The sequence below is a fragment of the Mangrovicoccus ximenensis genome (assembly GCF_003056725.1).
GTDB classification, from domain to species: domain Bacteria; phylum Pseudomonadota; class Alphaproteobacteria; order Rhodobacterales; family Rhodobacteraceae; genus Mangrovicoccus; species Mangrovicoccus ximenensis.
Map to the genome: position 1 here is coordinate 88373 of NZ_QBKZ01000024.1, position 21836 is coordinate 110208.

Genomic DNA, 21836 nt, shown 5'->3' on the forward strand with positions numbered 1-21836 from the left:
GGCCTAGCGTCCGCGCCGCACCCGGTGCTTCTCGATCAGCAGATCGAAGTCGATCACGTGGATCTGGGTGCGGATATGCTCTTCGAGTTCGCGGCGCATCGTTGGCAGGTCGCCGCCGGAGAGCAGGTCGAGCAGCCGCACATGCTCCTCGACGATGTCGTCCATCGCCTTTTCCAGGGCGGTCAGGCCGATGATCACGGTCAGCTGCCGCGACAGGGTCTGCCAGAGCGCGACGAGCGGCTGATTGCCCGAGAGTTCCACCAGGTGCTGATGGAACCGGGTGTCCGCTTCCGCCAGCCCGTAGGCGTCGCGGCGGTCGCACATCAGCTGCATCTCGCGGATTTCCGCCCCGAGCGGCGCAAGCTTCTCCGGCGTCAGCGCCCCTGCCTCATGCGCACGGGTGACGGCCAGCGTCTCCAGCGCCACGCGGACATCGAGGATCTGGTCCAGCCGGTCCTTCGACACATCCATCAGCCGCGTGCCCTTGTAGGGGGCGGCCACCACGACGCCGAGGCTTTCGAGAACCCTCAGCGCCTCGCGGATCGGCACCCGGGAAAGCCCGAGCATCTCGCCCAGGTCCTTCTCGGTCAGCCGCTCTCCGGGAAGGATCACGCCGCGGGCCGCCGCCGCGATGATCGCGTCGATGGCATGGTCCACCAGCGTCCGCGGCCGCGGCGCCTGCCAGTCTTCCTTGCGGGTGGAGATGGCGCACATGTCCTGTCCTCGATCTTGCCGCCCGCGGCAGCCGCGGGGAGAGGCACCGCCGCCTCCCGGGAAATGAAGTAGCGGCAAACAAGCCCCTTGCCAAGGGTATAATTGTTATACAATGCTACAATCGTGGTTCGCGGGCACGCCCCTCCGTGCCTGCATTCCTCCAACAGGGAAAAGCAAGGATGACGAAAATGACCTCTCCGACCCGCATGATCGCCTGCGCCGCCGCCATGGCCGCCGTGCTGGCGCCCGGCATCGCCTCCGCCCGCGCCTCCGAGGAGCTGAAGCCCGCGCCCTCGGATTTCGCGGAAATGGAGGCCTGCCAGGGGCTCCGCACGAAATATCCCGAGCTGTCGGGCAAGACGCTCACCGTCGGGCTCGGCGGCTACAACATGGGCTTCCAGCAGCCGGTGGACGGCAATCCCGATGACCTCGAAGGCCTGGACCCGGACATGCTCGACCGGCTCGGCGCCTGCCTCGGCTTCGACTACGAATTCCAGCTCGGCGCCTTCAACGTACTGGTCACCTCGATCATGTCCGGCCGGCTCGACATCGGTCCGTCGATCTACGTCACCCCGGCGCGCTCCGAGCAGGTCGCCTTCGTCTCGTCCTACCAGGTGGTCGACGGATCGGTCGTGCCGAAGGGCAACCCGAAGAACCTGCAATCGGTCGACGACCTCTGCGGCATGACCATCTCGGCCGCGGCAGGCACCTACGAGGCCACCACGCTTGCGCCCGAGCAGACCGAGAAATGCCTCGCTGCCGACAAGCCGGCGGTCGACGTGCTGCTCGTGCAGAACACCGACAACGCCATCATGGCGGTGCAGGCGGGCCGGGCCGACATCCACCTGACCTCGGGCGCCGTCGCCGCCGGCCTGGCGCGCGCCGACGAACGGCTGGAGCAGGCCTTCTATGTCGACCTGCCGATCCGCAGCGGCTATCCGATCGCCAAGGAGAACACGATGCTGCAGAACGCGGTGCTCGACGGCATCAAGGTGATCCAGGAGACCGGCGTGCAGAAGCTGATCATGGACAAGTGGGGCCAGGGCGGCGAAGCCCAGCGTCCGGCAGAACTGTTCAACTGATTTCCTGATCCCTCCGGTGCCGCCCCCGCGCGGCGCCGGTCCTCCTGTGCGGGACCCCAATGGACACGTTTCTCCACTACCTGACCTTCCCCTATCTCTGGGAAGGCGCCGTCATCGCCGTGCAGCTGCTGGTCGGCGCGCTCACGGGCGGCATCGTCATCGGCTTCTTCCTCTCGCTCGCAAGCCTGTCCAAGGCCTGGTACGTGCGCCTGCCGGTCAAGACCTACATCTACCTGCTGCGCGGCACGCCGGTCCTGTTGCAGCTGATCATCCTCTACAACGTCCTGCCGCAATTCGGCCTGGTGCTCAGCCCCTTCGTCTCGGCGCTCCTGGCGCTGACGATCAACGAGACCGCCTATTGCGCCGAGATCATCCGCGGCGGCATCATTTCCGCCAACCGCGACCAGCGCACCGCGGCGCAGGCCTTCGGCTATACCCGCAGCCAGGAAATGCGCTTCGTCGTCATCCCGCAAGCGCTGCGCGCGATCCTTCCGACCCTGGGCAACGAGAGCGTCGGCCTGCTGAAATCCACCTCGCTGGCCTCGGTCGTCGGCGTCGCAGAGCTGACCATGCGCGGCCAGACCATCGTGTCGCAGAACTTCCAGTTCCTGCCGGTGCTGCTGGCCTCGGGCGGGATCTACGTGATCATGTCCACCGTTCTGGCCGCGGGCCAGTGGTGGATGGAGAACCGGGTGAACCTCGAGCCGCGCGCCGCACGCGCCGGGCGCCGCAAGATCCCCGACATTCCCGCCGGCACGCCGCTTGCGGCCGTCGATCCGCCCTCGCCGCAATCCGACCGGATGCTCGAGATCCGCGACCTGGAAGTCGGCTACAACGGCACGCCGGTGCTGAAGAAGCTGACGCTGGTGGTGAAGCGCTCCGAGGTCGTCGTGCTGCTCGGCCGCTCGGGCTCCGGCAAGTCGACGCTGCTGAAGGCGATCCTCGCGCTGATCCCGGCCAGCGCCGGCAATATCCGCGTCGGCGGCGTGGTCATGGGACAAGGCCCGACCGGGCGGCCGCTCCCGGCCCGCGCGCTGCCCGCCAACCGCGCGCTGTCCCGCAAAGGGGGCGGCGTGCCCGCCGCCTGGCGGCTCAGGAGCGCGCAGCGGCGTCCCGGAACAGCTCGGAGAAGGCGCCGTAGCCTTCCGCCTCCAGCGCGTCCACGGGCACGAAGCGCAGCGACGCGGAGTTGATGCAGTAGCGCATGCCGCCGGCTTCCGGTGGGCCGTCGGGGAAGACATGGCCCAGATGGCTGTCCGCCCCGGCCGAGCGCGCCTCGATTCGCACCATGCCGTGGCTGGCATCGCGGTGCTCGGTGACGGCATCGCCGAAGACCGGGCGGGTGAAGCTCGGCCAGCCGGTGCCGCTGTCGAACTTGTCGATCGAGGCGAAGAGCGGTTCGCCCGAGACCACGTCGACATAGAGCCCCGGCTCCTTCAGGTCCCAATAGGGATTGGCGAAGGGCCGCTCGGTTCCGTTCTCCTGGGTCACGCGGTACTGTTCCGGGGTCAGGCGCGACAGCGCCTCCGTCCTGTCCTTGGTCGCATCGGTCATGGCTGCGTCTCCTCTTGGGTCCGCCCCGGATCTCGGGTCTCGGGACGCAAACATCAAGCCCTGCCGTGCAACCCGGCCACGGTGCTGTCCTTGCGGCAGACAGGCGGCTTACCTCGCGGCGCGGCCTCGCCTATCCTCGGACGGAGAGTTCCAGATCCGGAGGCCCGCATGTTCGCCACCCTCGTCATCGCGATCGTCACGGTCGGCTACTGCCTGATGGCGCGCCGCCTGTCGCGGACCATCGTGACAGCGCCCATGGTGTTCATCCTGCTGGGATTCCTCCTGGCGCAGGCCGGCGGTTCCGGCGAAGCCGAGGTCGTCCATGTCCTGCATTCGGTGGCCGAGGTGGCGCTGGTGGTGCTGCTCTTCCTCGATGCGGCGCGCACCGACCTGCGCCGCCTCAACAGCCAGCGGCAATGGCCGGTGCGGATGCTGCTGCTGGGCATGCCGCTGGCGATCCTGCTGGGCACGGGGATGATCGCGGCGCTGGCGCCGGGCTGGCCGCTGGCGGCGGCGGCGAAGAGCCCCCAGCCGGCCAGGGGCGGCGCCAGCAGCGCCCAGCCGCCGGTCGCTGCGGCCCAGAGCACGACCGGCACGAGCATGAGCGAGGACCAGTAGGGCAGGGCGCGGGTGACGCCGTCGGCGCGGGTGAGCAGGGACATGGGGCCTCCTGCGTCAGATCTCCTCGAACCAGGGTTTCGAAAGGGTAAACGCCTTGGCCGAGCGGAAATCTGATTTCGCCACGAAATGGCCGCGGCGCGGCGCGGCCTCCTGCGGCAGCCGCGCCACCATCGGCCGCAGCCGCAGGTGGAAATGGGTGAAGGTGTGGCGCACCTCGCCGTTCAGCGTCTGCCAGTCGCCGGGCGCGGGCGGCATGGCGACAGGCTCGGCCTCGGCGGCCGCGCATCCGGGCCGCGGCATGGCCGGGGCCGCAGCCGAGGTCTAGCACCCGCCCGCCGGGGCGGACCCGGTCGAGGAAGGCCTCCAGCCGGGGAGGGGGATCGGCGCTGTGGAAGCGGTCGCCATAGGCGCGGGCCTCCGCGTCGTAGAGCGCGACGGTCTCCGCATCGGGGCGGCTGCTCATCCGAGCAGGCCGGCGGTCAAGCTGGCGCAGACCAGCAAGGTCAGCAGGTTGCGCAGCCGCATCCACCAGGGCGGCGTCAGTCCCTGCCGCTCGAACAGCATGTCGAGGCCCAGGAGCCCGACGAAGCCCGCGATCAGCACGACCGTGGCGCGTTCCGCCCCGCCGCCGACGAAGACCAGCGCCCAGAGCGCCGGCAGCACCGACAGCGCGAAGCCGCGGCTGCGCCACGGCCCGTCGCTGCGCGCGGCGAACCCCCAGAGCGCGCCGGACATGAAGGAGAGGATGATCGTGCCATAGGCGACCTGCAGGTGCAGTCCGACGAAGCGCGGGCCGAGCAGGGTCATGCCGAGATCGAAGAGCGCGGGCGAGAGCCCGGTTGCCAGTCCCCAGAGGAAGGGCAGCACCCCGGCGAGCCCCAGCCAGAGCGCGGCGGGCGGGATGCGGTCCGGTCTCTGGGCGTAGCTGTCCTTCATGCGGGTTCCCGCAGCACCCTCGGGATCTTGAACTCGACCTGTTCGGTCGCGGTCTCGACCCCTTCGAGCGTCACGTCATAGCGCGCGCGGAAGGCGTCGACCACTTCGTTGACCAGCACTTCGGGGGCGGAGGCCCCGGCGGTGATGCCGACGGCGCGGGCGCCTTCGAGGGCGCGCCAGTCGATCTGGTCGGCGCGCTCAACCAGCTGGGAATAGGTGCAGCCGGCCCGGCGCGCGACATCGACCAGGCGCTTCGAGTTCGAGGAATTCGGCGCGCCGACCACCAGCAGGGCATCCACCTTCGGCGCGACCGCCTTGACGGCTTCCTGCCGGTTGGTGGTGGCGTAGCAGATATCTTCCTTGTGCGGCCCGATGATCGCCGGGAAGCGCGCGCGCAGCGCGGCGACGATGTCGACCGTGTCATCGACCGACAGCGTGGTCTGGGTCACGAAGGCCAGCCGTTCGGGATCGCGCGGCGCCACCTCGGCCACGTCGGCAACGGTCTGCACCAGCAGGACCTCGCCCTCGGGCAGCTGGCCCATCGTGCCGATCGTCTCGGGATGGCCCGCATGGCCGATCATGATGATCTGGAGGCCGGCCTCGGCATGGCGCTCGGCCTCGATATGGACCTTGCTGACCAGCGGGCAGGTGGCGTCGACATAGAGCATCTGCCGCGCGGCCGCTTCGGCGGGAACCGATTTCGGCACGCCATGGGCGGAAAACACCACGGGACGGTCGCCGGGGCATTCGTCGAGTTCCTCGACGAAGATCGCGCCCTTGGCGCGCAGACCGTCGACGACATAGCGGTTGTGGACGATCTCGTGGCGGACGTAGACCGGGGCGCCCCATTTCTCGAGCGCCTGCTCGACGATCTTGATGGCGCGGTCGACGCCGGCGCAGAAGCCGCGCGGCGCAGCGAGGTAGAGGGTCAGGGGCGGGGTCTGCATGGGGAATCCGGTCACTGGGTCATGGCAATCCATGGCCGGATCATAAGGCGGGGCCGCGGAGATGTCACCCGCCCGCGGCCGGGCCAGTTCAGGCGTCCGAGTTCTCGGCGACGGCGTCGCTGTCGGAACTGCGGGGCTCGCGCGGCGGGCGTCCGATCACGTCGCGCAATTCGTCGAGTTCGATGAAGTTGTCGGCCTGGCGTCGCAGGTCGTCGGAGATCATCGGCGGCTGCGACCGGATCGTCGAAACCACCGACACGCGCTTCCCCTTGCGCTGCAGGGCCTCGATCAGCGGCTTGAAATCGCCGTCTCCGGAAAACAGGACCACGTGGTCGACATGCGGCGCAAGTTCCAGGGCATCGACGGTCAGCTCGATGTCCATGTTGCCCTTGACCTTGCGGCGCCCCTGGCTGTCGATGTATTCCTTCGCCGCCTTGGTGACCATGGTGAAGCCGTTGTAATGCAGCCAGTCAACCAGCGGACGGATCGGCGAATACTCGTCGTTTTCCAGGAGGGCGGTGTAGTAGAATGCGCGCAGCAGCTTGCCGCGCCGCATGAATTCCTGTCGCAGGAGTTTGTAGTCGATGTCGAACCCGAGCGCCTTGGCCGCCGCGTACAGGTTCGACCCGTCTATGAACAGCGCGAGCCGTTCGTCTCTGTAAAACATTTAAGTCCCTTCCCAAATGTGTCGCCCGAGCTATTGCTGGTAGCCTCGGGCCAACGGAGCAAACTTAATCAAAAGAAAGCTTGCCGCAACCGGAATTGACATTCCAGCGCGCCTGCTCAGGGACGTACTAATTTACCCCGCTCCCAAAATCATAGTCCAGCGGCGGGATTCTGCCCAGCGGGAAATTGCTGGCACCCCCATAAGTTGCAGCGGGAATTTAAGAATTGATGAAGCTGCCCGGTTCAGGCGCACTGTGCTTGCCGCGCCTCTGCCGGCCAGGTAAAATTTCGGTCATGCGATGCCCGTCTTGCGATCCTGCGGGATCATCTCTATAAGCCACGCTTCCCTAACCGAGGATCGAGGACGAATCACATGGCTCGAGTCACTGTAGAAGACTGCGTCGACAAGGTGCCGAACCGGTTCGAACTGGTGATGCTTGCCGCCCACCGGGCGCGGGAGCTCAGCAGCGGCAGCCCGCTGACGGTCGATCGTGACAACGACAAGAACCCCGTCGTGTCGCTGCGCGAGATCGCCGAGGAGACCCAGAGCGCCGAGGAGCTCCGCGAGCGGATGATCGCCAGCCACCAGACCCAGATCGAGGTGGACGAGCCCGAGGACGATGCGATGTCGCTGCTGATGGGCGTCGAGAACGACAAGCCCGACGACGACGACATGACCGACGAGAAACTTCTCCGCGCATTGATGGAAGCCCAGTCTGAGCGATAATACGGTCAACACGGCCCCGGCGCGGCACGAGCCGCTTCTGCCGGTGGACGATCTGGTCGCGCGGGTTCTGACCTACAATCCGCGCGCCGACATCGCGCATCTGCGCGCTGCCTATGATTACGCGCTGGCCTCGCATGAAGGGCAGTTCCGCCGCTCCGGCGAGCCCTATATCGTGCATCCCGTGGCGGTCTCCGCGCTGCTCGCCGAGCAGAAGCTGGACGATGCCACGCTGATCACGGCGCTGCTGCACGACACGGTCGAGGACACCACCGCGACCCGCGACGACATCGTCCGGCTGTTCGGAGCCGAGATCGCCGATCTGGTCGATGGCGTCACCAAGCTCACCAATTTCCAGCTGAACTCGAACGAGACCAAGCAGGCGGAGAATTTCCGCAAGCTCTTCGTCGCCATGTCGAAGGACATGCGCGTCATTCTGGTCAAGCTCTTCGACCGGCTCCACAACATGCGGACGATCAAGTCGCTGCCGCAGGAGAAGCAGGTCAAGAAGGCGCGCGAGACCATGGACATCTATGCGCCGCTCGCGGGCCGCATGGGCATGCAGTGGATGCGCGACGAGCTGGAGGACCTGTCTTTCCAGGTGCTGAACCCGGATGCCCGCCGCTCGGTGCTGCGCCGCATGGCGCGGCTGCGCGGCGTCGCCGAGGACGAGGTCGAGAAGATCCGCTACGACATCGCCCATGAAATGACGGGCGAGGGGATCCTGGCGACGGTCTATGGCCGCGCCAAGCGTCCCTATTCGATCTGGCGCAAGATGGGGCAGCGCGACAGCGACGAGTCCTTCAACCGCCTCTCCGACATTTTCGGCTTCCGCGTCATCACCGAGACGCGGATGGACTGCTACCACGCGCTCGGCGCGATCCACCGCCGCTGGCGCGCGGTGCCGGGGCGGTTCAAGGACTACATCTCCGAGCCCAAGGTGAACGGCTACCGCAGCCTGCACACCACCGTGCTCGGCCGCGACGGCAAGCGCGTCGAGGTGCAGATCCGCACCCGCGAGATGCACGAAGTCGCCGAGAAGGGCGTCGCCGCGCATTGGTCCTACAAGGACGGCGAGCCGATGGAGAACCCGTATTCGGTCGACCCGGCCGCCTGGGTGGGCGGGCTCTCCGAGTATTTCGAGGCCGGCACCGACGTCGCCGAGTTCTTCGAGACCGTGAAGCTGGAAATGTATGCCGACAAGGTGTTCTGCTTCACGCCGAAGGGCGAGGTGATCAAGCTGCCGAAGGGCGCGACGCCGCTGGACTTCGCCTTCGCCATCCATACCCGCATCGGCCTGGCCTGCGTAGGCGCGCGGGTCGACGGGTCGCGCGTGCCGCTCTGGACGCGGCTGCGGAACGGCCAGTCGGTCGAGATCATCACCGCCGAGGGCCAGAGCCCGCAGGCGACTTGGATCGACATCGCCGTCACCGGCAAGGCGAAATCCGCGATCCGCCGCGCGCTCCGCGAGGCGCAGCGCGACCGCTTCATCAAGCTCGGCCGCGAACTGGTGCGCGGAGCCTTCTCCAACATCGACAAGAAGGCCACCGACAAGACGCTGATGGCCGCGGCGCGCAATCTCGGGCTCGGCAGCGACCACGAGGAACTGCTGTCGCGGCTCGGCTCGGGCGAGATCACCGCGCGCGACGTGGTCACCGCGGTCTATCCGGAGCTGGCCGAGGCCGAGGCCGAGGGCGAGCTGGTCGAGATGCGCCGTGCCGTGCTGGGCCTCGAAGTCGGCCAGAGCTGGGAGCGCGGCAGCTGCTGCCAGCCGGTGCCGGGCGAGCGCATCGTCGGCATCACCCAGCCGGGGACCGGCGTGATGGTCCATGCCATCGACTGCCCGCGGCTTGCCGATTACGAGGACCAGATGGACCGCTGGGTCGATCTCCACTGGCAGCCGGGCCGCCATTCGGCCTCTTTCGGCATTCCGCTGGAGATCACCATGTCGAACGATGCCGGGGTGCTCGGCCGGGTCTGCACGCTGATCGGCGAGCAGAAGGCCAACATCTCCAATGTCGAGTTCTCCGACAGGAAACCGGATTTTTACCGGGCGATGCTTGAAGTGGAAGTCAGCAACGTGGAACATCTCCACCGCGTCATGACCGCGCTTGAAGCAGACAACAACGTGGCGGAAGTTCGTAGGCACAGGGAATCGGAAGAGCGCCCCTGAACCCGGCCGGGCGGGTTCAGGAACGCTGTCATGTCAGGCGATCGCGGCTGTGGGTGATCCGTCTGCGGGACGGACGAGGCTTGGGGTAAATCAGGTGTTCAAGCGCCGGGACAAACGCGGAACGGTTCGCATCGTTCTCGAGGCGATCTATCCGCCGGGCGGCTGGGGCCGCGCGTTCAACTACATGTACTACCGGCTGAAGCGCCTGCCCGATCCGCCGCACCGCATCGCGCGCGGCATCGCGGCGGGCATCTTCACCAGCTTTTCCCCGCTCTTCGGACTGCATTTCTTCCTGGCCGGGTTCTTCGCCTGGCTGCTGCGCGGCAATGTCGGCGCGGCGATCATCTCCACCTTCGTCGGCAACCCGATCACCTTTCCCTTCATCGCCGCCTCCAGCATGTTCACCGGCAACCTGCTGCTCGGGCGCGAGACCACGTTCCATTTCCATGCGCTGATGCTGGCCTTCAAGCGGGCCAGCGGCGAGGTTTGGTGGAACATGATGTCGATCTTCAACGGCACCGAGTCGCATTGGGAGAACCTCGTCGAGTTCAACCACGAAATCTTCCTGCCCTACCTGCTGGGCGGGGCGATCAACGGGCTGATCATCTCCTCGGCGGCCTATGCGCTGGCCCATCCGCTGATCGACGCCTATCAGCGCCGCCGCTCCCGGCTCCTGCAGCAGAAGCTGCAGGCGCGGCTGAAAATCCGCTCGGGCGCGATGGTGAAGTAACACCTGCGCGTCTCCGGCGCGGTCCGCAGGCCTTGGCGCTTGCCTCTCCCCCATGTCCCGCGCTACCCGCAGGACGGCACAATCAAGGGGAATCCGTCATGGCCACAGAGCGACTGCGCCTCGGGGTGAACATCGATCACGTGGCCACGGTGCGCAACGCCCGCGGCGGGGCGGTGCCGGATCCGGTGCGCGCGGCCAAGCTTGCCGAAGCGGCGGGGGCGGACGGGATCACCGCGCATCTGCGCGAGGACCGCCGCCATATCCGCGACGAGGACATCGCGCGGCTCGGTCCCTTCAGCGCCACCCGGGCCAGCCGGTGCGCCATCATCTGCGCCAGGGCCGGTTCCAGTCCCGCGAGCCCCATTGCCGAACGGGCGTCGATCAGCGCGCCCGAGACGGCCGAGGGGTCGCCCGAATTCAGCGCCAGATCAAGCGCCTGCACCGCGCGCACCCGGTCCCAGACCGCCCCGGACACCGTCGCACGGCGCTCGGTGTAGAGTCCCAGCATCCGGTTGCCGCCGACCGATCCCGCCCGGGCCAGCCGTTCGGCGGCTTCGAGCTGGGCCTTCCAGCCCGAGACGAAGCGCAGATCCGGCCAGGCAAAGGCCAGCGGCAGGTCGCGGGTCGGCAGCGGCTCGCCGATCGCCTCGTAGAGCCGGAAGAACGCCCGGTCGCCGGTCAGGAAAACCGCCGAGATATGGGTGTCGATCCGCTCCGCGGGGCCGGCCCCGTCGCCGCCCTCGAGAAAGGCCATGGTCTTGCTCTGGTCCTGCACCAGCATGGCGCCCTCCGCAGTTGCTGCCTGACGGCAGCCTAACCCGGACAGCGCGGCAGGGGGATGACGCGGATCAAGCCGGCTCAGAACAGGCGGGGCGGTGCGTCGGCCGGTCGGCGCACGCTTTCCACGCCCATCCTCATGCCGCGGCCGATCCGCGAGGCCATGCCGTGGATCGCGTCGGCCTGCTCCGGCGCCAGCACGGCATCGGCGGTGGCGCGGAAATGGCCGAGCCAGATCGCGAAATGTTCGGGCAGCACATCCGGATTGCCGATATGCGCCATCTGCGGATTGCCGGAATAGGCGCCGACCTGGATCCCCAGCGCGTTGCGCCAGAACCCGGCGATCTTCGCCTCGTGGCGGCGCCAGACTTCGCCGTCTCTGCCGATCTTGCGGCGGAAGACCGGGCCCAGAACCTCGTCGGCCCGCACCCGGGCATAGAAGGCGGCGACCAAGCGGTCGATATCCTCGGAGGTCAGGGCGGCAGGCTGGGACGTCACGGTCATGGGCACTCTCCTGAAAGCTTCCGCTGCATTGCGGCAGCGGAAGTGATCAAGCACATAGCCTGCCAGGCCGGCCCGGGTCCACCGGTCTCAGCCGCGCGCGCCCAGATCGGCAATCGCCGCGCAGAGCCCCTGGGCCAGCGACAGGCCGCGGCCGGTGGCCATGACCATCTGCGGCAGCACCATCCATTCCAGCGACCAGGCGGCGCCGGAGCGTTCCTGTTCATGGACCAGCGCCTGGTGCATGGCCGAAACCTGCACCGCGTTGAACCGCGCCAGCGTCACCAGCAGTTCGGCGGAGACCGGGTTCTGCTTGTGCGGCATCGCCGAGGAGCCGCCGCCGCCCGCGAGCCGGATCTCGTCGATTCCCTGCAGCGCCATGATCGCCGCGTCCTGGCCCATCTTGCCGAGCGTGCCCGACACGAGCGACAGCCAGGAGGCGTATTCGCCGATCCCGTCGCGCATCGCCTGCCAGGATTTCGCAGTAGGCGCGAGGTCCAGCTCCGCCGCGAGACGGTCCGAGATCTCTCCGGCCTTGCCGCCCGAAGCCGCCCGGTCGCCCGCCGCCCCGCCAAATTGCAGGCATTCCAGCCGCGGCCGCAGCTCGGCCAGACGATCGAGATGGCTGTCGAGCGGCAGCGCCCAGGCCAGCACCCGGTCCTTCACGGTGATCGGCAGCGCCGCCTGCATCCGGGTCCGGCCCATCAGCGGCCGGTCGCCGTAGCGGTCGAGCAGCCCGTCGAGATCGGCCCGGAGCCCGCCCAGCTTTTCCGCCAGCAGGTCATTCGCGGATTTCAGCGACAGGATCGTCGCGGTATCCATCACGTCCTGCGAAGTCAGCCCCTTGTGCAGCGCGGCCTGTGCCTCGGCATCGACCGCCTGCTTCAGCTCGCGCACCAGCGCGGCGACGACCACGCCGTCCTGCGCCATGCCCGAGCGCAGCGCCGACATCGCCGGCTCGGCCGCGAGAATCTGGTCGGACGCCCGGGCCGCCAGAGCCGGCTCGACGCTGCCCACCGCGCCCAGCACGCGGGCATAGGCGGCCTCCATCTCCAGCATGTGGCGGAGCGTGGCCTCGGGGCCGAGCAGCGCGGAGAGGTCCGGCTCGGCGAAGAGACCGCCGAGCCAGGGGTGATCGAAGACCGAAATCATGCCGCGGGCCGCAGGCCGAGGATTTCGCGGGCCTGCGCCAGCGTCGCCACCGGACGCTCGTACTTCGCGCAGAGATCGGCCGCCCGCTTGATCAGCGCGGCGTTCGACGGCGCGAGCGTGTCCTTGTCGAGACGTACGTTGTCCTCGAGCCCGGCCCTTGTATGGCCGCCCGCCGCGATCGCCCATTCATTGACCATGAGCTGGGTCGCGCCGATCCCGGCCGCGCACCAGTTGGCCCCGGGCGCCCGGCGCTTCATGGTCTCGACATAGATGTCGAAGATCTCCTTGTCGGCCGGCATGGCGTTCTTCACGCCCATGACGAACTGGACATAGAGCTTGCCATAGAGCTTGCCGGTCTCCTGCATCTTGATGGCCTGCAGGATGTGGCTGAGGTCGAAGGCCTCGATCTCGGGCTGGATTTCGTAGGTCTTCATCTCGGAAGCCAGCCAGTCGACCAGATCCGGCGGGTTCTCGTAGACCCGGGTCGGGAAGTTGTTCGACCCCACGGACAGCGAGGCCATGTCGGGACGCAAGGGCAGCATCCCGCCCCGGGTCTGGCCGGCGCCCGAGCGCCCGCCGGTGGACAGCTGCACGATCACGCCCGGGACGTGCTTTTCCAGTTCTTCCTTCAGCCGCGCGAATTTCTCGGGATCCGAGGTCGGGGTCTGGTCGTCATTCCTGACATGGGCATGAATGATGGAGGCTCCCGCCTCCACCGCTTCATGGCTCGACTCGACCTGCTCCGAGATGGAGATCGGCACCGCCGGGTTGTTCGCCTTGGTCGGCAGCGACCCGGTGATGGCACAGCACAGGATGCAGGGCTTGCCCGCGACCTGCTCCGGTTCAGACGTCGAAAAAGATGGTTTCATTGTCGCCCTGCAGATGGATGTCGAAGGTATAGGTGTCACCCTCGCGTTTCGCCATCAAGGTCGGGATCCTTACCTTGTGCTCCACCCGTGCCAGAATCGGGTCCTCGGCATTTGCCTCGGTCTCGTCCTCGAAATAGCAGCGGGTCATCAGCCCGAGGTTGATCCCGCGCGCCACGATCCAGAGCGTGATGTGCGGCGCCTGCAGGCGGCCGTCCGGGAAGGGGACGCGGCCGGGCTTCACCGTCTCGAACGTGTAGACGCCGGTCTCGCCGTCGCCGGGCTGGCGTCCCCAGCCGGTGAAGGCCGGATCGGCGGTGCCGCGGGTCTCGGCCGGCGAGTTGAACAGCCCGTCGGCATCGGCCTGCCAGGCCTCGACCATGACGTCGCGCAGCGGCGTGCCGGAGCCGTCGATGACCCGGCCCTTGAGCGTGATCCGCTCGCCCTTCGCGTCGCCGGTGATCATCTTGGCGCCCAGATCCTCGGGATAGACGCCCTCGAGGCCGGCAAAGGTCGGAACGCAGCCGATATGGACATACGGGCCAGCCGTCTGGGACGGAGATTCCTTCAGGAAATCAAGCGGCTGCATCAGTTGCCCTCCTTGCGGTTCTCGAACATGGTCGAGCGGCGGCCGCGCAGCGTGATGTCGAACTTGTAGGCGCGCGAATCCATCGGGATGGAGTTGTTCATGTCGAGGGGCGCGATCAGCTGGCCGATGGCGGCCTGGTCGCGGATCGTGTTCACGATCGGGCAGATCGGGATATGGGGGTCGCCTTCGAAATACATCTGGGTGATCAGGCGCTGCGCGAAGCCGGTGCCGAAGACCGAGAAGTGGATATGCGACGGGCGCCAGTCATTCACGCCGTTCGGCCAGGGATAGGGACCCGGCTTGATGGTGCGGAACTGGTAGTAACCGTCGGCATCGGTGATCGCCCGGCCGCAGCCGCCGAAATTCGGGTCGAGCGGCGCCAGGTAGGTGTCCTTCTTGTGGCGGTAGCGGCCGCCGGCATTGGCCTGCCAGAACTCGACCAGCGTGTTCGCCACGCCGCGGCCGCGCTCGTCCTGGACCCGGCCATGGACGATGATCCGTTCGCCGATCGCGCTTTCGCCCGGCTGCGCGTAGTTCAGCACCAGGTCGTTGTCGAGCTCGCCCAGCATGTTGTGGCCGAAGGCCGGACCGGTGATCTCGCCCAGGCTGGGATCGAAGCTGATCTTGGCCTTCTGCGGCGAGCGCAGGACCGAGGTCTTGTAGTTCGGGGTCAGCGCCGGCGGATGCCAGTCGAGGTCGCGGGGATAGAACGCCCCGGTCTCAGGGGGATTGTTATGCATTGGACTCCTCCATCTGCGCGAGCGTTTCCTTGATGATCTTGTTCGCGTGGTTTGCCGCAGGCACGCCCGCGTAAATGGCGACGTGGAGCATCGCTTCTCTTATGTCTTCCGGGCTGGCCCCGGTATTCTTCGAGGCCCGCACATGCATGGCGACCTCGTCCCACTGGCCGAGCGCCGCGAGCAGCGCCAGCGTGATCATCGAACGTTCGCGTTTCGTGATCTGCGGGCGCGACCAGACATGGCCCCAGGCCGCCTCGGTGATGAGGTTCTGGAAGGGTTCGTCGAAATCGGACTTGGCGGCTTCGGCGCGGTCCACATGGGCATTGCCCAGCACGGAGCGGCGCGTCGCCATGCCCTGGTCATAGCGGGTCTGGGTCATTCCAGGCTCTCCTTGATCCTGTCGAGATGCAGGGCGACGAGATGCGCGACCTCGTCGGGGAACTCGATCCCCGGCAGGTGCCCTGCCTTGGCAACGGTTTCGGTGGCGGCGCCCGGGATCAGCGCGGCCATCTCGGCGACCAGCGCGGGCGGGGTGGAGCCGTCTTCGGCGCCGGCAATGCAGAGCGTCGGCACGGTGACGGACTCGGCGGCGAGGGTGAAATCGGTGTCGCGGATCGCGGCGCAGGTCCCGGCATAGCCTTCGACCGGGGTGCGGATCAGCATGTTGCGGTAGCCCGCGAGCTGCGTCGGGAAGCCCTCGCGGAACCCGGCGGAGAACCAGCGCTCGAGGATCGGGGTGGCCAGCGCCTCGATGCCCTCGTCCTCGATGGTGCGGATGCGGGTGGCCCACATGTCCGGCGTGCCGATCTTGTGCGCGGTGTTGCTGAGGATCAGCCCGGCAACCAGATCCGGCCGCGCGGCGGAGAGCCCGAGCGCGATCTGCCCGCCGACCGACAGGCCCAGCACGACCGTGCGCTCGGCGCCCAGCAGATCGAGCAGCGCGGCGAGGTCGGCGACATGGTCGGCCATGGCGATGCTGCTGCCGAGGTCGCTGAGCCCGTGGCCGCGCTTGTCGTAGCAGACGAAGCGCACGCCCGGCGCCTTCGGCGCGAGATGGGCCAGAACCTCGTCCCAGATGCGGAAATCGGTCCCGAGCGAATTGACGAAGACCAGCGTCAGGGCGGCGTCCTTCGGACCCGTCACGCGGACGTGGAGCGTGATGTCATTGGCGGTGATGAACGGCATTGGAATCTCCCTGCACTAGGTCTGGCATATGATTTCAGGCATGTGTAATAATTTCTTGGCCAGAAATCATAGCGGATGAGGTATGCGTTTATCCGGTCGTCTCAACATGCGTCACCTCGAATTGTTCGTCGAGGTCGCGCAGCGCAAGAGCGTCAGCCGCGCGGCGGAGGCGCTGAACCTGACCCAGCCGGCGGTCAGCCGGACCCTGCGCGAACTCGAGGAGCTCTGCGGCAAGCCCCTGTTCGAGAAGCAGGGGCGCGGCATACGGCTGTCGCCCTTCGGCACGATCTTCCTGCGCCATGCGGGGGCGAGCCTCGCCGCCGCGCGCGAGGGGCTGGCCGCGCTGCAGAGCTTCGATCCCGGCCAGGGGCCACCGCTGAGGATCGGCGCGCTGCCGACGGTGCTGGCCACGATCCTGCCCAAGGCCGTCGTCGCCTACCGGGCCGAGGGCCCCGGTGCCCGGCTCGAAGTGTCGAGCGGCTCGAACCTGGTGCTGCTCGACGCGCTGCGCGAGGGCCGACTCGACCTGGTGATCGGCCGCCTCCCCGCCCCCGAGAACATGGCCAATGTCGCCTTCGAGCCGCTCTACCGGGAACGTGTCGTGGTGGTCGTGGCGGCCGGCCATCCGCTGGAGGGCGCCACGCTGCTGACGGCCGAGGATCTGGCGCGCTATCCCGTCCTGCTGCCGGGCAGCGACTCGATCATCCGGCCCTTCGTCGAACGGCTCCTGATCGAACAGGGGCTGACCCCGCCGCCCGACGCGATCGAGACCGTCTCGCCCAGCTTCGGATGGGCCTGCGTGAGCCAGGCCCAGGCGATTTGGTTCATCTCCCGCGGCGTGGTAGAGGCGCATCTGGCCCAGGGCGAATTCCGCGAGCTGCCGATGGATACCGGCACGACCGTCGGCTCCGTCGGGCTCTGCACCCGGCTCGACAAGACGCCCGGACCGTCGGTGACGCGCTTCGCTGCGCTTCTGCGCCGGCTCGCGCCGGAAGGCCCGTGAGCGCAACCGGGCGGCGAACCGCCGCGCGCGTCACTATTGTGCGGGCAGCGCTGCGGGCAGCGCGATAGGTTGGGGCCAAACGGAGGGGACTCGGGCAGATGGCACGGATCAAGGCAGGCGAGGTCACGCTGGGCGCGCGGCAATGGGGCAGCGGACCGATTCCGGTCCTGTTCATCCACGGAAACCTGGCCAGCAAGGACTGGATCGAGGTCGCCGCGCAATGGTTTCCGCCGGACATGAGCGTGCATGCCGTCGACTGGCGCGGCTGCGGCGACAGCGACCGGCCGACGCCCGACGACAATTACGACAACTACTCGATCACCCAGCACGCCGAGGACATGCTGGCGGCGATGGACACGCTCGGGATCGGCTGCTGCCATCTGGTCACCCATTCCACCGGCGGCATCATCGCCGCACGGATGCAGCTCATCGCGCCGGAGCGGATCGGGCGGATCCTGCATCTCGACCCGGTTTCGCCGATGGGCATCCGCTTCGAGGAAAGCTCGATCGCCGCCTTCCGCGCGATGGAACAGTCGAAGCAGACCACCCGCGCGGTGATGGCAAATGCCGCCTCCTCGCTCTTCCAGACGGACAGCTTCCTGCCCGGCAAGATGCCGAAATTCCGCGACGGGATCGACCACCTGCAGGCGATGTTCGAAAAGGTGATCGACCAGACCTTCACCGCCGGGCACGGCATCTGGCTGGGCACGCCGCTGAACCTCACCAAGGAAGCGGAGTCGGGCGAGCTGGCCGAACAGATGGACCGGCTGGTGCATGAAACCCTGATCCTCTGGGGCCAGCAGGACACGATCATCCAGCAGAAGGACATGCGGGCGATGGCCGAAGCGCTGCCGAATGCGCGGCTGGTCGAGGTGCCCGGGGTCGGCCATTCGATGAATATCGAAGCGCCGCAGATGTTCGCCGGCTTCGTCGCCGGCTTCCTCTCGGGCATCCGCCCTCTGCCGCCGGAACTGCCCGAGCAAGCCGCTGCCGGAGAGCCGGAGGACGCCGCGGCAGAGGCCATGGCAGCCGCGGCTCAGGAACCGCCGGACCGCTCGCCGCGCCTCTTGTGGTGGCTCAACCGGAGCATGTAGACCGGCAGGGCCAGGAGCTCGCGCAGCGCGGCCTTCAGCCAGCGGTCGAGCCGGCCGAAACGCCAGACCGGGCGGGCCTGCGCCCGGATGCCGAACCAGCGGAAGGTCATCACGGCACGCGGACAGTGATAGCTGTCGGTGACGACCAGCGCACGATCTAACCCCTCCGCCTGCATGAGCCGGGCCGTGAAGAGCGCGTTTTCCAGGGTGGAGGTGGAGGCGTCCTCGCAGAGGATGCGCTCGGGCGCGACGCCAAGGGATTCCAGCCGGTCGCGGATCACATGCGCCTCGGCGGGCGGTTCCCTGCCCCAGCCGCCGGATCCGATCAGCACCGTCCCGGGGTGCCGGGCTGCAAGCTCGGCTCCGCGGGCGATGCGCCGGGCCAGGGCCGGACTGGGAATGCCGCCGGGCCAGACCGCCGGGCCGGGGGCGACAGGCTGTCGCTGAGCCAGGGCACCCCCGCGGCCTGCTGCGCCGCAGCGGGTGTGCCCGCGAGGCAGAGACCGGCGCAGAGCGCGATCCGGGCGCTGGCGCTACTGCGCGCCAAGTTCCACCGGGATGGTCATTTCGGTCCTGTCCGGCGAGAGGTTGCCGAAATAGGCGAATCCCACCAGCCCTATTCCTGCCACGATCAGCAGGAATGCCAGTACCTTCAGTAATCTCATGTCAGACCTGCCTTCGGTGCCTCTGCGCGTTTGACGATGTTTCTTGTTCAACTTATACGTCGCGCCCCAGTATAACACGGTGGTGCCGTGTCTCAATCAGTCAAAAGACAGCAGGACCGGACGGCAGCTTGACCTACCGATTGAACAGAACAGTGGTCCTGGTGGGGATGATGGGCTGCGGCAAGACCTCGGTCGGCCGCGAGCTCGCGCGCAGGCTCGACGTGCCCTTCCTCGATTCCGACGAGGAAATCGTCCGCGCCTCTTCCTACGAGATCCCGGAACTCTTCGCGCGCTTCGGCGAGGTGTATTTCCGCGAGAAGGAAACCCAGGTGATCCTGCGGCTGCTGCATGGCAGGCCGAAGATCCTCTCGACCGGCGGCGGCGCCTGGATGAACCATACCAACCGCGTGAACATCACCAAGTTCGGCGTCGGGGTCTGGCTGGGGGCCGATGTCGGCGTGCTCTGGTCGCGGGTCAAGGGCCGCACCGGGCGGCCGCTGCTGCAGACGGCCAATCCCTACCAGACGCTCAAGGAGCTCTGCGAGAGCCGCAACCCGGTCTATGCGCGCGCGCCGATCCATGTCACGGCACTGCCGCAGGACAGCATCGCGGACACGACCGACCGGGTGATCGCGGAGCTGGCGAAACTGGACGACATCCTGGAGGAAAGCGGTGAGCGAGCTGATTGAACGGGTCCATGTGGATCTCGGAGAGCGCGCCTATGAGGTGCTGATCGGGGAGGGGCTGCTGGGGCAGGCCGGGCGGCTGATGGCGCCGCTGCTGCACCGCCCGCGCGTGGCGGTGGTCTCGGACGCGACGGTGGCCGGGCATCACCTTGCCGCGCTGAAGGCGGCGCTTGCGTCGGAGGGGATCGAGGCGGCGAGCCTCGAGCTGCCGCCGGGCGAGGCGACGAAGTGCTGGGGACAGCTCGAAACCGTCTGCGGCTGGCTTCTCGACCAGAAGGTCGAGCGGCGCGACGTGGTGGTGGCGCTCGGCGGCGGCGTGATCGGCGATCTCGTCGGCTTCGCGGCAGCGGTCCTGCGCCGCGGCGTGCGCTTCGTGCAGATCCCGACCTCGCTCCTGGCGCAGGTCGACAGCTCGGTCGGCGGCAAGACCGGCATCAACACCCCCCATGGCAAGAACCTGATCGGCGCCTTCCACCAGCCCTCGCTGGTGCTCGCCGATACCGGCATCCTCGCGACGCTGCCGCGGCGCGACCTGCTGGCGGGCTATGGCGAGGTGGTGAAATACGGGCTTCTGGGCGATGCCGCGTTCTTCGCCTGGCTCGAAGGGAACGGCCCGAAGCTCGCCGCGGGCGATCCGGCGGCGCGGCTGCGCGCGGTGACGCGGTCGGTCGAGATGAAGGCCGGGATCGTGATGCGCGACGAGACCGAACAGGGCGACCGGGCGCTGCTCAATCTCGGCCATACCTTCTGCCATGCGCTGGAGGCGGCGACCGGCTATTCGGACCGCCTGCTGCATGGCGAGGGCGTGGCGATCGGCTGCGCGCTGGCCTTCGAGCTGTCCTCGCGGCTGGGGCTCTGCCCGCAGGAGGACCCGTCGCGGGTCCGCGCCCATCTGCGCGAGATGGGAATGAAGACCGATCTGGCCGACATTCCCGGCGCGCTGCCCGGACCGGATGCGCTGATCGAGCTGATGGCGCAGGACAAGAAGGTGCTCGACGGCAAGCTGCGCTTCATCCTGGCGCGCGGCATCGCAGCTCGCCACCAGCTGGCAGCCCGCTGCCGCCGCCACGCCGTGGACCTGCGCGATCACCGGCTGCGGCATGGTCCGGATCAGCCGCATCATCGCCGAGCAGCGCGCGAAGAGATCGGCGCCCTGCATTCGGCATCTGCTCGGTGCAGCTGAAAGGCATTCGCGGCCAGATCGGCTCCTGCCATGGAAAGTATCGCCGTGGATGACGCTCCGGTTCGACAGTGGCGATCTCTCCGCCTTGGCATGGCGAAACGCCGCCGGGCTGGGGTATCCACCCCATCAGAAGCGGATGGCCGCGCCGGAGAAAACCGGCGCCCCCGCTTGCCGCGTTTCGGCGCGAGCCAGGTCCTGTCCCAATCCAGCCAGGCCAGCAGCAAGCTGCGCCGCTTCGAGGCGTTCTCCGTTGCGCCCGGACCAATGGCTCACCGCAGGATTTCCAGTTCGCCTTGCGGGCGCGGCCAGGCCCGGACTTCGCCATGCAAGGCCATTGGCCTGCCGGATTGCAGAGGCGAGTCCCGATCCTCGGAGAGGTCCCAACAATGCCTCGGCGAGGCCCCAATCTGGCAGTGATCCGTTCCGGCAATTTCCTTGCTCTGCGTTGCCGCGTTGTCCTGTCCGGTCGTTCCCGGCAATCCGTGCCGTGGCGGGTCCGAAACGAAAAAACCGGGCCGCCGGTCTGGCGGGCCCGGTCAGGGGACGGGAAAATTGCCGGCGGATCAGCTGCCGGCGAGCTGCTTCTTCAGCTTGTCGACCGCCGTGGCCGTGACCTTGACCACGTTCTTGGTGGCGGTGATCCGGTCGGTCGCAGCTTGCTCGGCCACCACCTGCTGCGCCTTGCGCAGCTCGCTGCCCAGCACCTGCTCCTTGTTCTTCGAGCCGCGCGAGGAGCCGAACTCGAAATCGAAGGCCGAGCCGATGTTGCGCGCGAACATGCCGCCGATGCCGATCACGAAGCCGATCACCGTCTGGTTCAGGTCGGGCTTCAGCGTCACCAGCGCGACGATCGCCACGATGGCGACGAAAGCCGAGACCAGCATGATGTTGCCGCGTTTCTCGCCGCGGGTTTCCTGCGAGCGGCGGGCGTCCTGGATGTCCGCGAGGAAGGCGCGGTCGCGCTCCAGCTCGATCCGGGCGAGTTCCGCGTCGAGCTGCGCCAGGCTGGTCCGCAGCTCGACCATCAATTCGGGATTGGCGGTAAGGACGGCGCGGGCTTCCTCGACCTGGGCAGGGGTCTGCACCGGCAGGCCGACGACCTTGGAGACCTCGGTGGCGATGCTCTCGGCGGCTTCGGCGGTGTGCTTGACCGCATCGGCCTGCTTGTCGCCGACGAGGAAGCGGACCATCGGCGGCAGCACGTCGGCCACCAGCGGGATCAGCGAGGTGGCAAGGGCAAGGACCATG

At 67.8% G+C, this 21836-nt stretch carries 26 protein-coding genes and 1 pseudogene; 11 read left to right on the plus strand and 16 right to left on the minus strand.

Annotation, left to right across the window (positions count from 1 at the left end; all coding sequences use genetic code 11):
• Positions 1 to 3 precede the first annotated feature (3 nt).
• The gene (locus tag C7T91_RS26360) at positions 4 to 714 is read right to left on the minus strand and encodes a GntR family transcriptional regulator (protein WP_108262713.1); all 711 of its coding nucleotides are present in this window, start codon (positions 712 to 714) and stop codon (positions 4 to 6) included.
• Between the two features lie 188 nt (positions 715 to 902).
• Here C7T91_RS26360 and C7T91_RS26365 point away from each other — a divergent pair, with 188 nt between their 5' ends.
• Both C7T91_RS26365 and C7T91_RS26370 read left to right on the plus strand, forming a co-directional pair.
• Complete coding sequence (locus C7T91_RS26365; protein WP_201742267.1) at positions 903 to 1796, plus strand: transporter substrate-binding domain-containing protein; 894 nt, start codon at positions 903 to 905, stop codon at positions 1794 to 1796.
• Between the two features lie 59 nt (positions 1797 to 1855).
• Positions 1856 to 2989 carry an ABC transporter permease subunit gene (locus C7T91_RS26370; RefSeq protein WP_108262715.1) on the plus strand — a complete coding sequence of 378 codons (1134 nt, stop codon included), beginning with the start codon at positions 1856 to 1858 and terminating at the stop codon, positions 2987 to 2989.
• On the opposite strand, the gene msrB is transcribed toward C7T91_RS26370, so the two are convergent.
• Positions 2889 to 3350: a peptide-methionine (R)-S-oxide reductase MsrB gene (msrB, locus tag C7T91_RS26375; protein ID WP_108262717.1), complete on the minus strand. Its 462-nt coding sequence runs from the start codon at positions 3348 to 3350 to the stop codon at positions 2889 to 2891. The two genes, C7T91_RS26370 and msrB, sit on opposite strands and share 101 nt — an antisense overlap.
• 168 nt (positions 3351 to 3518) lie before the next feature.
• Here msrB and C7T91_RS26380 point away from each other — a divergent pair, with 168 nt between their 5' ends.
• Positions 3519 to 3968 (plus strand): cation:proton antiporter domain-containing protein, encoded by a 450-nt coding sequence (locus C7T91_RS26380; protein ID WP_108262719.1) that lies wholly within the window; start codon positions 3519 to 3521, stop codon positions 3966 to 3968.
• Positions 3969 to 4025: 57 nt separating this feature from the next.
• Here C7T91_RS26380 and C7T91_RS26385 read toward each other — a convergent pair whose 3' ends face one another.
• The 4 genes from C7T91_RS26385 to C7T91_RS26400 form a co-directional block, all read right to left on the minus strand.
• Entirely contained in the window at positions 4026 to 4271 is a 246-nt protein-coding gene (locus tag C7T91_RS26385) for a hypothetical protein (protein ID WP_108262721.1), read from the minus strand.
• Between the two features lie 159 nt (positions 4272 to 4430).
• A complete protein-coding gene (locus C7T91_RS26390; protein ID WP_108262723.1) occupies positions 4431 to 4907 on the minus strand; it encodes a DUF3429 domain-containing protein in 477 nt (158 codons plus the stop codon).
• The gene (gene ispH, locus C7T91_RS26395; protein ID WP_108262725.1) at positions 4904 to 5854 is read right to left on the minus strand and encodes a 4-hydroxy-3-methylbut-2-enyl diphosphate reductase; all 951 of its coding nucleotides are present in this window, start codon (positions 5852 to 5854) and stop codon (positions 4904 to 4906) included. Before ispH ends, C7T91_RS26390 begins: the two co-directional genes overlap by 4 nt.
• Before the next feature lie 88 nt (positions 5855 to 5942).
• The gene (locus C7T91_RS26400) at positions 5943 to 6521 is read right to left on the minus strand and encodes a LabA-like NYN domain-containing protein (RefSeq protein ID WP_108262727.1); all 579 of its coding nucleotides are present in this window, start codon (positions 6519 to 6521) and stop codon (positions 5943 to 5945) included.
• Between the two features lie 372 nt (positions 6522 to 6893).
• Between C7T91_RS26400 and rpoZ the strand changes: the two genes are divergently transcribed.
• The 4 genes and pseudogenes from rpoZ to C7T91_RS26420 form a co-directional block, all read left to right on the plus strand.
• The gene (gene rpoZ, locus C7T91_RS26405; RefSeq protein ID WP_108262729.1) at positions 6894 to 7247 is read left to right on the plus strand and encodes a DNA-directed RNA polymerase subunit omega; all 354 of its coding nucleotides are present in this window, start codon (positions 6894 to 6896) and stop codon (positions 7245 to 7247) included.
• A 43-nt stretch (positions 7248 to 7290) separates the two neighbouring features.
• Entirely contained in the window at positions 7291 to 9417 is a 2127-nt protein-coding gene (locus C7T91_RS26410) for a RelA/SpoT family protein (protein ID WP_236638519.1), read from the plus strand.
• 94 nt (positions 9418 to 9511) lie between these two features.
• The gene (locus C7T91_RS26415) at positions 9512 to 10147 is read left to right on the plus strand and encodes a DUF2062 domain-containing protein (protein ID WP_108262733.1); all 636 of its coding nucleotides are present in this window, start codon (positions 9512 to 9514) and stop codon (positions 10145 to 10147) included.
• A 98-nt stretch (positions 10148 to 10245) separates the two neighbouring features.
• Positions 10246 to 10434, plus strand: a pseudogene (locus C7T91_RS26420) (pyridoxine 5'-phosphate synthase); the annotation flags it as partial.
• 571 nt (positions 10435 to 11005) lie between these two features.
• Here C7T91_RS26420 and C7T91_RS26425 read toward each other — a convergent pair.
• From C7T91_RS26425 to pcaD, 7 genes are all read right to left on the minus strand, one after another.
• Positions 11006 to 11428, minus strand: coding sequence for a group III truncated hemoglobin (locus tag C7T91_RS26425; protein WP_108262735.1), 423 nt, complete (start codon positions 11426 to 11428; stop codon positions 11006 to 11008).
• 87 nt (positions 11429 to 11515) lie between these two features.
• Positions 11516 to 12577 carry a 3-carboxy-cis,cis-muconate cycloisomerase gene (locus C7T91_RS26430; RefSeq protein ID WP_108262737.1) on the minus strand — a complete coding sequence of 354 codons (1062 nt, stop codon included), beginning with the start codon at positions 12575 to 12577 and terminating at the stop codon, positions 11516 to 11518.
• A complete protein-coding gene (locus tag C7T91_RS26435; protein ID WP_108262739.1) occupies positions 12574 to 13446 on the minus strand; it encodes a BKACE family enzyme in 873 nt (290 codons plus the stop codon). Before C7T91_RS26435 ends, C7T91_RS26430 begins: the two co-directional genes overlap by 4 nt.
• Complete coding sequence (pcaG, locus tag C7T91_RS26440; protein ID WP_201742268.1) at positions 13421 to 14032, minus strand: protocatechuate 3,4-dioxygenase subunit alpha; 612 nt, start codon at positions 14030 to 14032, stop codon at positions 13421 to 13423. Before pcaG ends, C7T91_RS26435 begins: the two co-directional genes overlap by 26 nt.
• Positions 14032 to 14772: a protocatechuate 3,4-dioxygenase subunit beta gene (pcaH, locus tag C7T91_RS26445; protein ID WP_108262744.1), complete on the minus strand. Its 741-nt coding sequence runs from the start codon at positions 14770 to 14772 to the stop codon at positions 14032 to 14034. The genes pcaG and pcaH overlap by 1 nt, the downstream gene beginning before the upstream one ends.
• Entirely contained in the window at positions 14765 to 15151 is a 387-nt protein-coding gene (pcaC, locus tag C7T91_RS26450; protein ID WP_108262746.1) for a 4-carboxymuconolactone decarboxylase, read from the minus strand. The genes pcaH and pcaC overlap by 8 nt, the downstream gene beginning before the upstream one ends.
• Positions 15148 to 15957 carry a 3-oxoadipate enol-lactonase gene (gene pcaD, locus C7T91_RS26455; protein WP_108262748.1) on the minus strand — a complete coding sequence of 270 codons (810 nt, stop codon included), beginning with the start codon at positions 15955 to 15957 and terminating at the stop codon, positions 15148 to 15150. Before pcaD ends, pcaC begins: the two co-directional genes overlap by 4 nt.
• A 106-nt stretch (positions 15958 to 16063) precedes the next feature.
• Here pcaD and pcaQ point away from each other — a divergent pair, with 106 nt between their 5' ends.
• Positions 16064 to 16960 (plus strand): pca operon transcription factor PcaQ, encoded by an 897-nt coding sequence (gene pcaQ, locus C7T91_RS26460; protein ID WP_236638520.1) that lies wholly within the window; start codon positions 16064 to 16066, stop codon positions 16958 to 16960.
• Positions 16961 to 17058: 98 nt separating this feature from the next.
• The gene (locus C7T91_RS26465; protein ID WP_108262752.1) at positions 17059 to 18054 is read left to right on the plus strand and encodes an alpha/beta fold hydrolase; all 996 of its coding nucleotides are present in this window, start codon (positions 17059 to 17061) and stop codon (positions 18052 to 18054) included.
• On the opposite strand, the gene C7T91_RS26470 is transcribed toward C7T91_RS26465, so the two are convergent.
• Entirely contained in the window at positions 17997 to 18566 is a 570-nt protein-coding gene (locus tag C7T91_RS26470) for a YdcF family protein (protein WP_108262754.1), read from the minus strand. The genes C7T91_RS26465 and C7T91_RS26470 overlap by 58 nt on opposite strands.
• Before the next feature lie 21 nt (positions 18567 to 18587).
• The gene (locus C7T91_RS38135) at positions 18588 to 18719 is read right to left on the minus strand and encodes a hypothetical protein (protein ID WP_256368227.1); all 132 of its coding nucleotides are present in this window, start codon (positions 18717 to 18719) and stop codon (positions 18588 to 18590) included.
• Between the two features lie 128 nt (positions 18720 to 18847).
• Between C7T91_RS38135 and C7T91_RS26475 the strand changes: the two genes are divergently transcribed.
• Positions 18848 to 19408, plus strand: coding sequence for a shikimate kinase (locus tag C7T91_RS26475; RefSeq protein WP_236638521.1), 561 nt, complete (start codon positions 18848 to 18850; stop codon positions 19406 to 19408).
• A complete protein-coding gene (gene aroB / locus C7T91_RS26480; RefSeq protein WP_108263101.1) occupies positions 19401 to 20588 on the plus strand; it encodes a 3-dehydroquinate synthase in 1188 nt (395 codons plus the stop codon). The genes C7T91_RS26475 and aroB overlap by 8 nt, the downstream gene beginning before the upstream one ends.
• Positions 20589 to 21151: 563 nt before the next feature.
• Here aroB and C7T91_RS26485 read toward each other — a convergent pair.
• Positions 21152 to 21835, minus strand: a complete 684-nt coding sequence (locus tag C7T91_RS26485; RefSeq protein ID WP_108262758.1) for a hypothetical protein — start codon at positions 21833 to 21835, stop codon at positions 21152 to 21154.
• Between the last annotated feature and the right edge of the window lies 1 nt (position 21836).

Excerpts from the sequence above, each read along its gene's own strand:
- C7T91_RS26360 (WP_108262713.1), bottom strand. The coding sequence starts at position 714 with ATGTGCGCCATCTCCACCCGCAAGGAAGACTGGCAGGCGCCGCGGCCG.
- C7T91_RS26365 (WP_201742267.1), top strand. The coding sequence starts at position 903 with ATGACCTCTCCGACCCGCATGATCGCCTGCGCCGCCGCCATGGCCGCC.
- C7T91_RS26370 (WP_108262715.1), top strand. The coding sequence starts at position 1,856 with ATGGACACGTTTCTCCACTACCTGACCTTCCCCTATCTCTGGGAAGGC.
- msrB (WP_108262717.1), bottom strand. The coding sequence starts at position 3,350 with ATGACCGATGCGACCAAGGACAGGACGGAGGCGCTGTCGCGCCTGACC.
- C7T91_RS26380 (WP_108262719.1), top strand. The coding sequence starts at position 3,519 with ATGTTCGCCACCCTCGTCATCGCGATCGTCACGGTCGGCTACTGCCTG.
- C7T91_RS26385 (WP_108262721.1), bottom strand. The coding sequence starts at position 4,271 with ATGCCGCGGCCCGGATGCGCGGCCGCCGAGGCCGAGCCTGTCGCCATG.
- C7T91_RS26390 (WP_108262723.1), bottom strand. The coding sequence starts at position 4,907 with ATGAAGGACAGCTACGCCCAGAGACCGGACCGCATCCCGCCCGCCGCG.
- ispH (WP_108262725.1), bottom strand. The coding sequence starts at position 5,854 with ATGCAGACCCCGCCCCTGACCCTCTACCTCGCTGCGCCGCGCGGCTTC.
- C7T91_RS26400 (WP_108262727.1), bottom strand. The coding sequence starts at position 6,521 with ATGTTTTACAGAGACGAACGGCTCGCGCTGTTCATAGACGGGTCGAAC.
- rpoZ (WP_108262729.1), top strand. The coding sequence starts at position 6,894 with ATGGCTCGAGTCACTGTAGAAGACTGCGTCGACAAGGTGCCGAACCGG.
- C7T91_RS26425 (WP_108262735.1), bottom strand. The coding sequence starts at position 11,428 with ATGACCGTGACGTCCCAGCCTGCCGCCCTGACCTCCGAGGATATCGAC.
- C7T91_RS26430 (WP_108262737.1), bottom strand. The coding sequence starts at position 12,577 with ATGATTTCGGTCTTCGATCACCCCTGGCTCGGCGGTCTCTTCGCCGAG.
- C7T91_RS26435 (WP_108262739.1), bottom strand. The coding sequence starts at position 13,446 with ATGAAACCATCTTTTTCGACGTCTGAACCGGAGCAGGTCGCGGGCAAG.
- pcaG (WP_201742268.1), bottom strand. The coding sequence starts at position 14,032 with ATGCAGCCGCTTGATTTCCTGAAGGAATCTCCGTCCCAGACGGCTGGC.
- pcaH (WP_108262744.1), bottom strand. The coding sequence starts at position 14,772 with ATGCATAACAATCCCCCTGAGACCGGGGCGTTCTATCCCCGCGACCTC.
- pcaC (WP_108262746.1), bottom strand. The coding sequence starts at position 15,151 with ATGACCCAGACCCGCTATGACCAGGGCATGGCGACGCGCCGCTCCGTG.
- pcaD (WP_108262748.1), bottom strand. The coding sequence starts at position 15,957 with ATGCCGTTCATCACCGCCAATGACATCACGCTCCACGTCCGCGTGACG.
- pcaQ (WP_236638520.1), top strand. The coding sequence starts at position 16,064 with ATGCGTCACCTCGAATTGTTCGTCGAGGTCGCGCAGCGCAAGAGCGTC.
- C7T91_RS26465 (WP_108262752.1), top strand. The coding sequence starts at position 17,059 with ATGGCACGGATCAAGGCAGGCGAGGTCACGCTGGGCGCGCGGCAATGG.
- C7T91_RS38135 (WP_256368227.1), bottom strand. The coding sequence starts at position 18,719 with ATGAGATTACTGAAGGTACTGGCATTCCTGCTGATCGTGGCAGGAATA.
- C7T91_RS26485 (WP_108262758.1), bottom strand. The coding sequence starts at position 21,835 with ATGGTCCTTGCCCTTGCCACCTCGCTGATCCCGCTGGTGGCCGACGTG.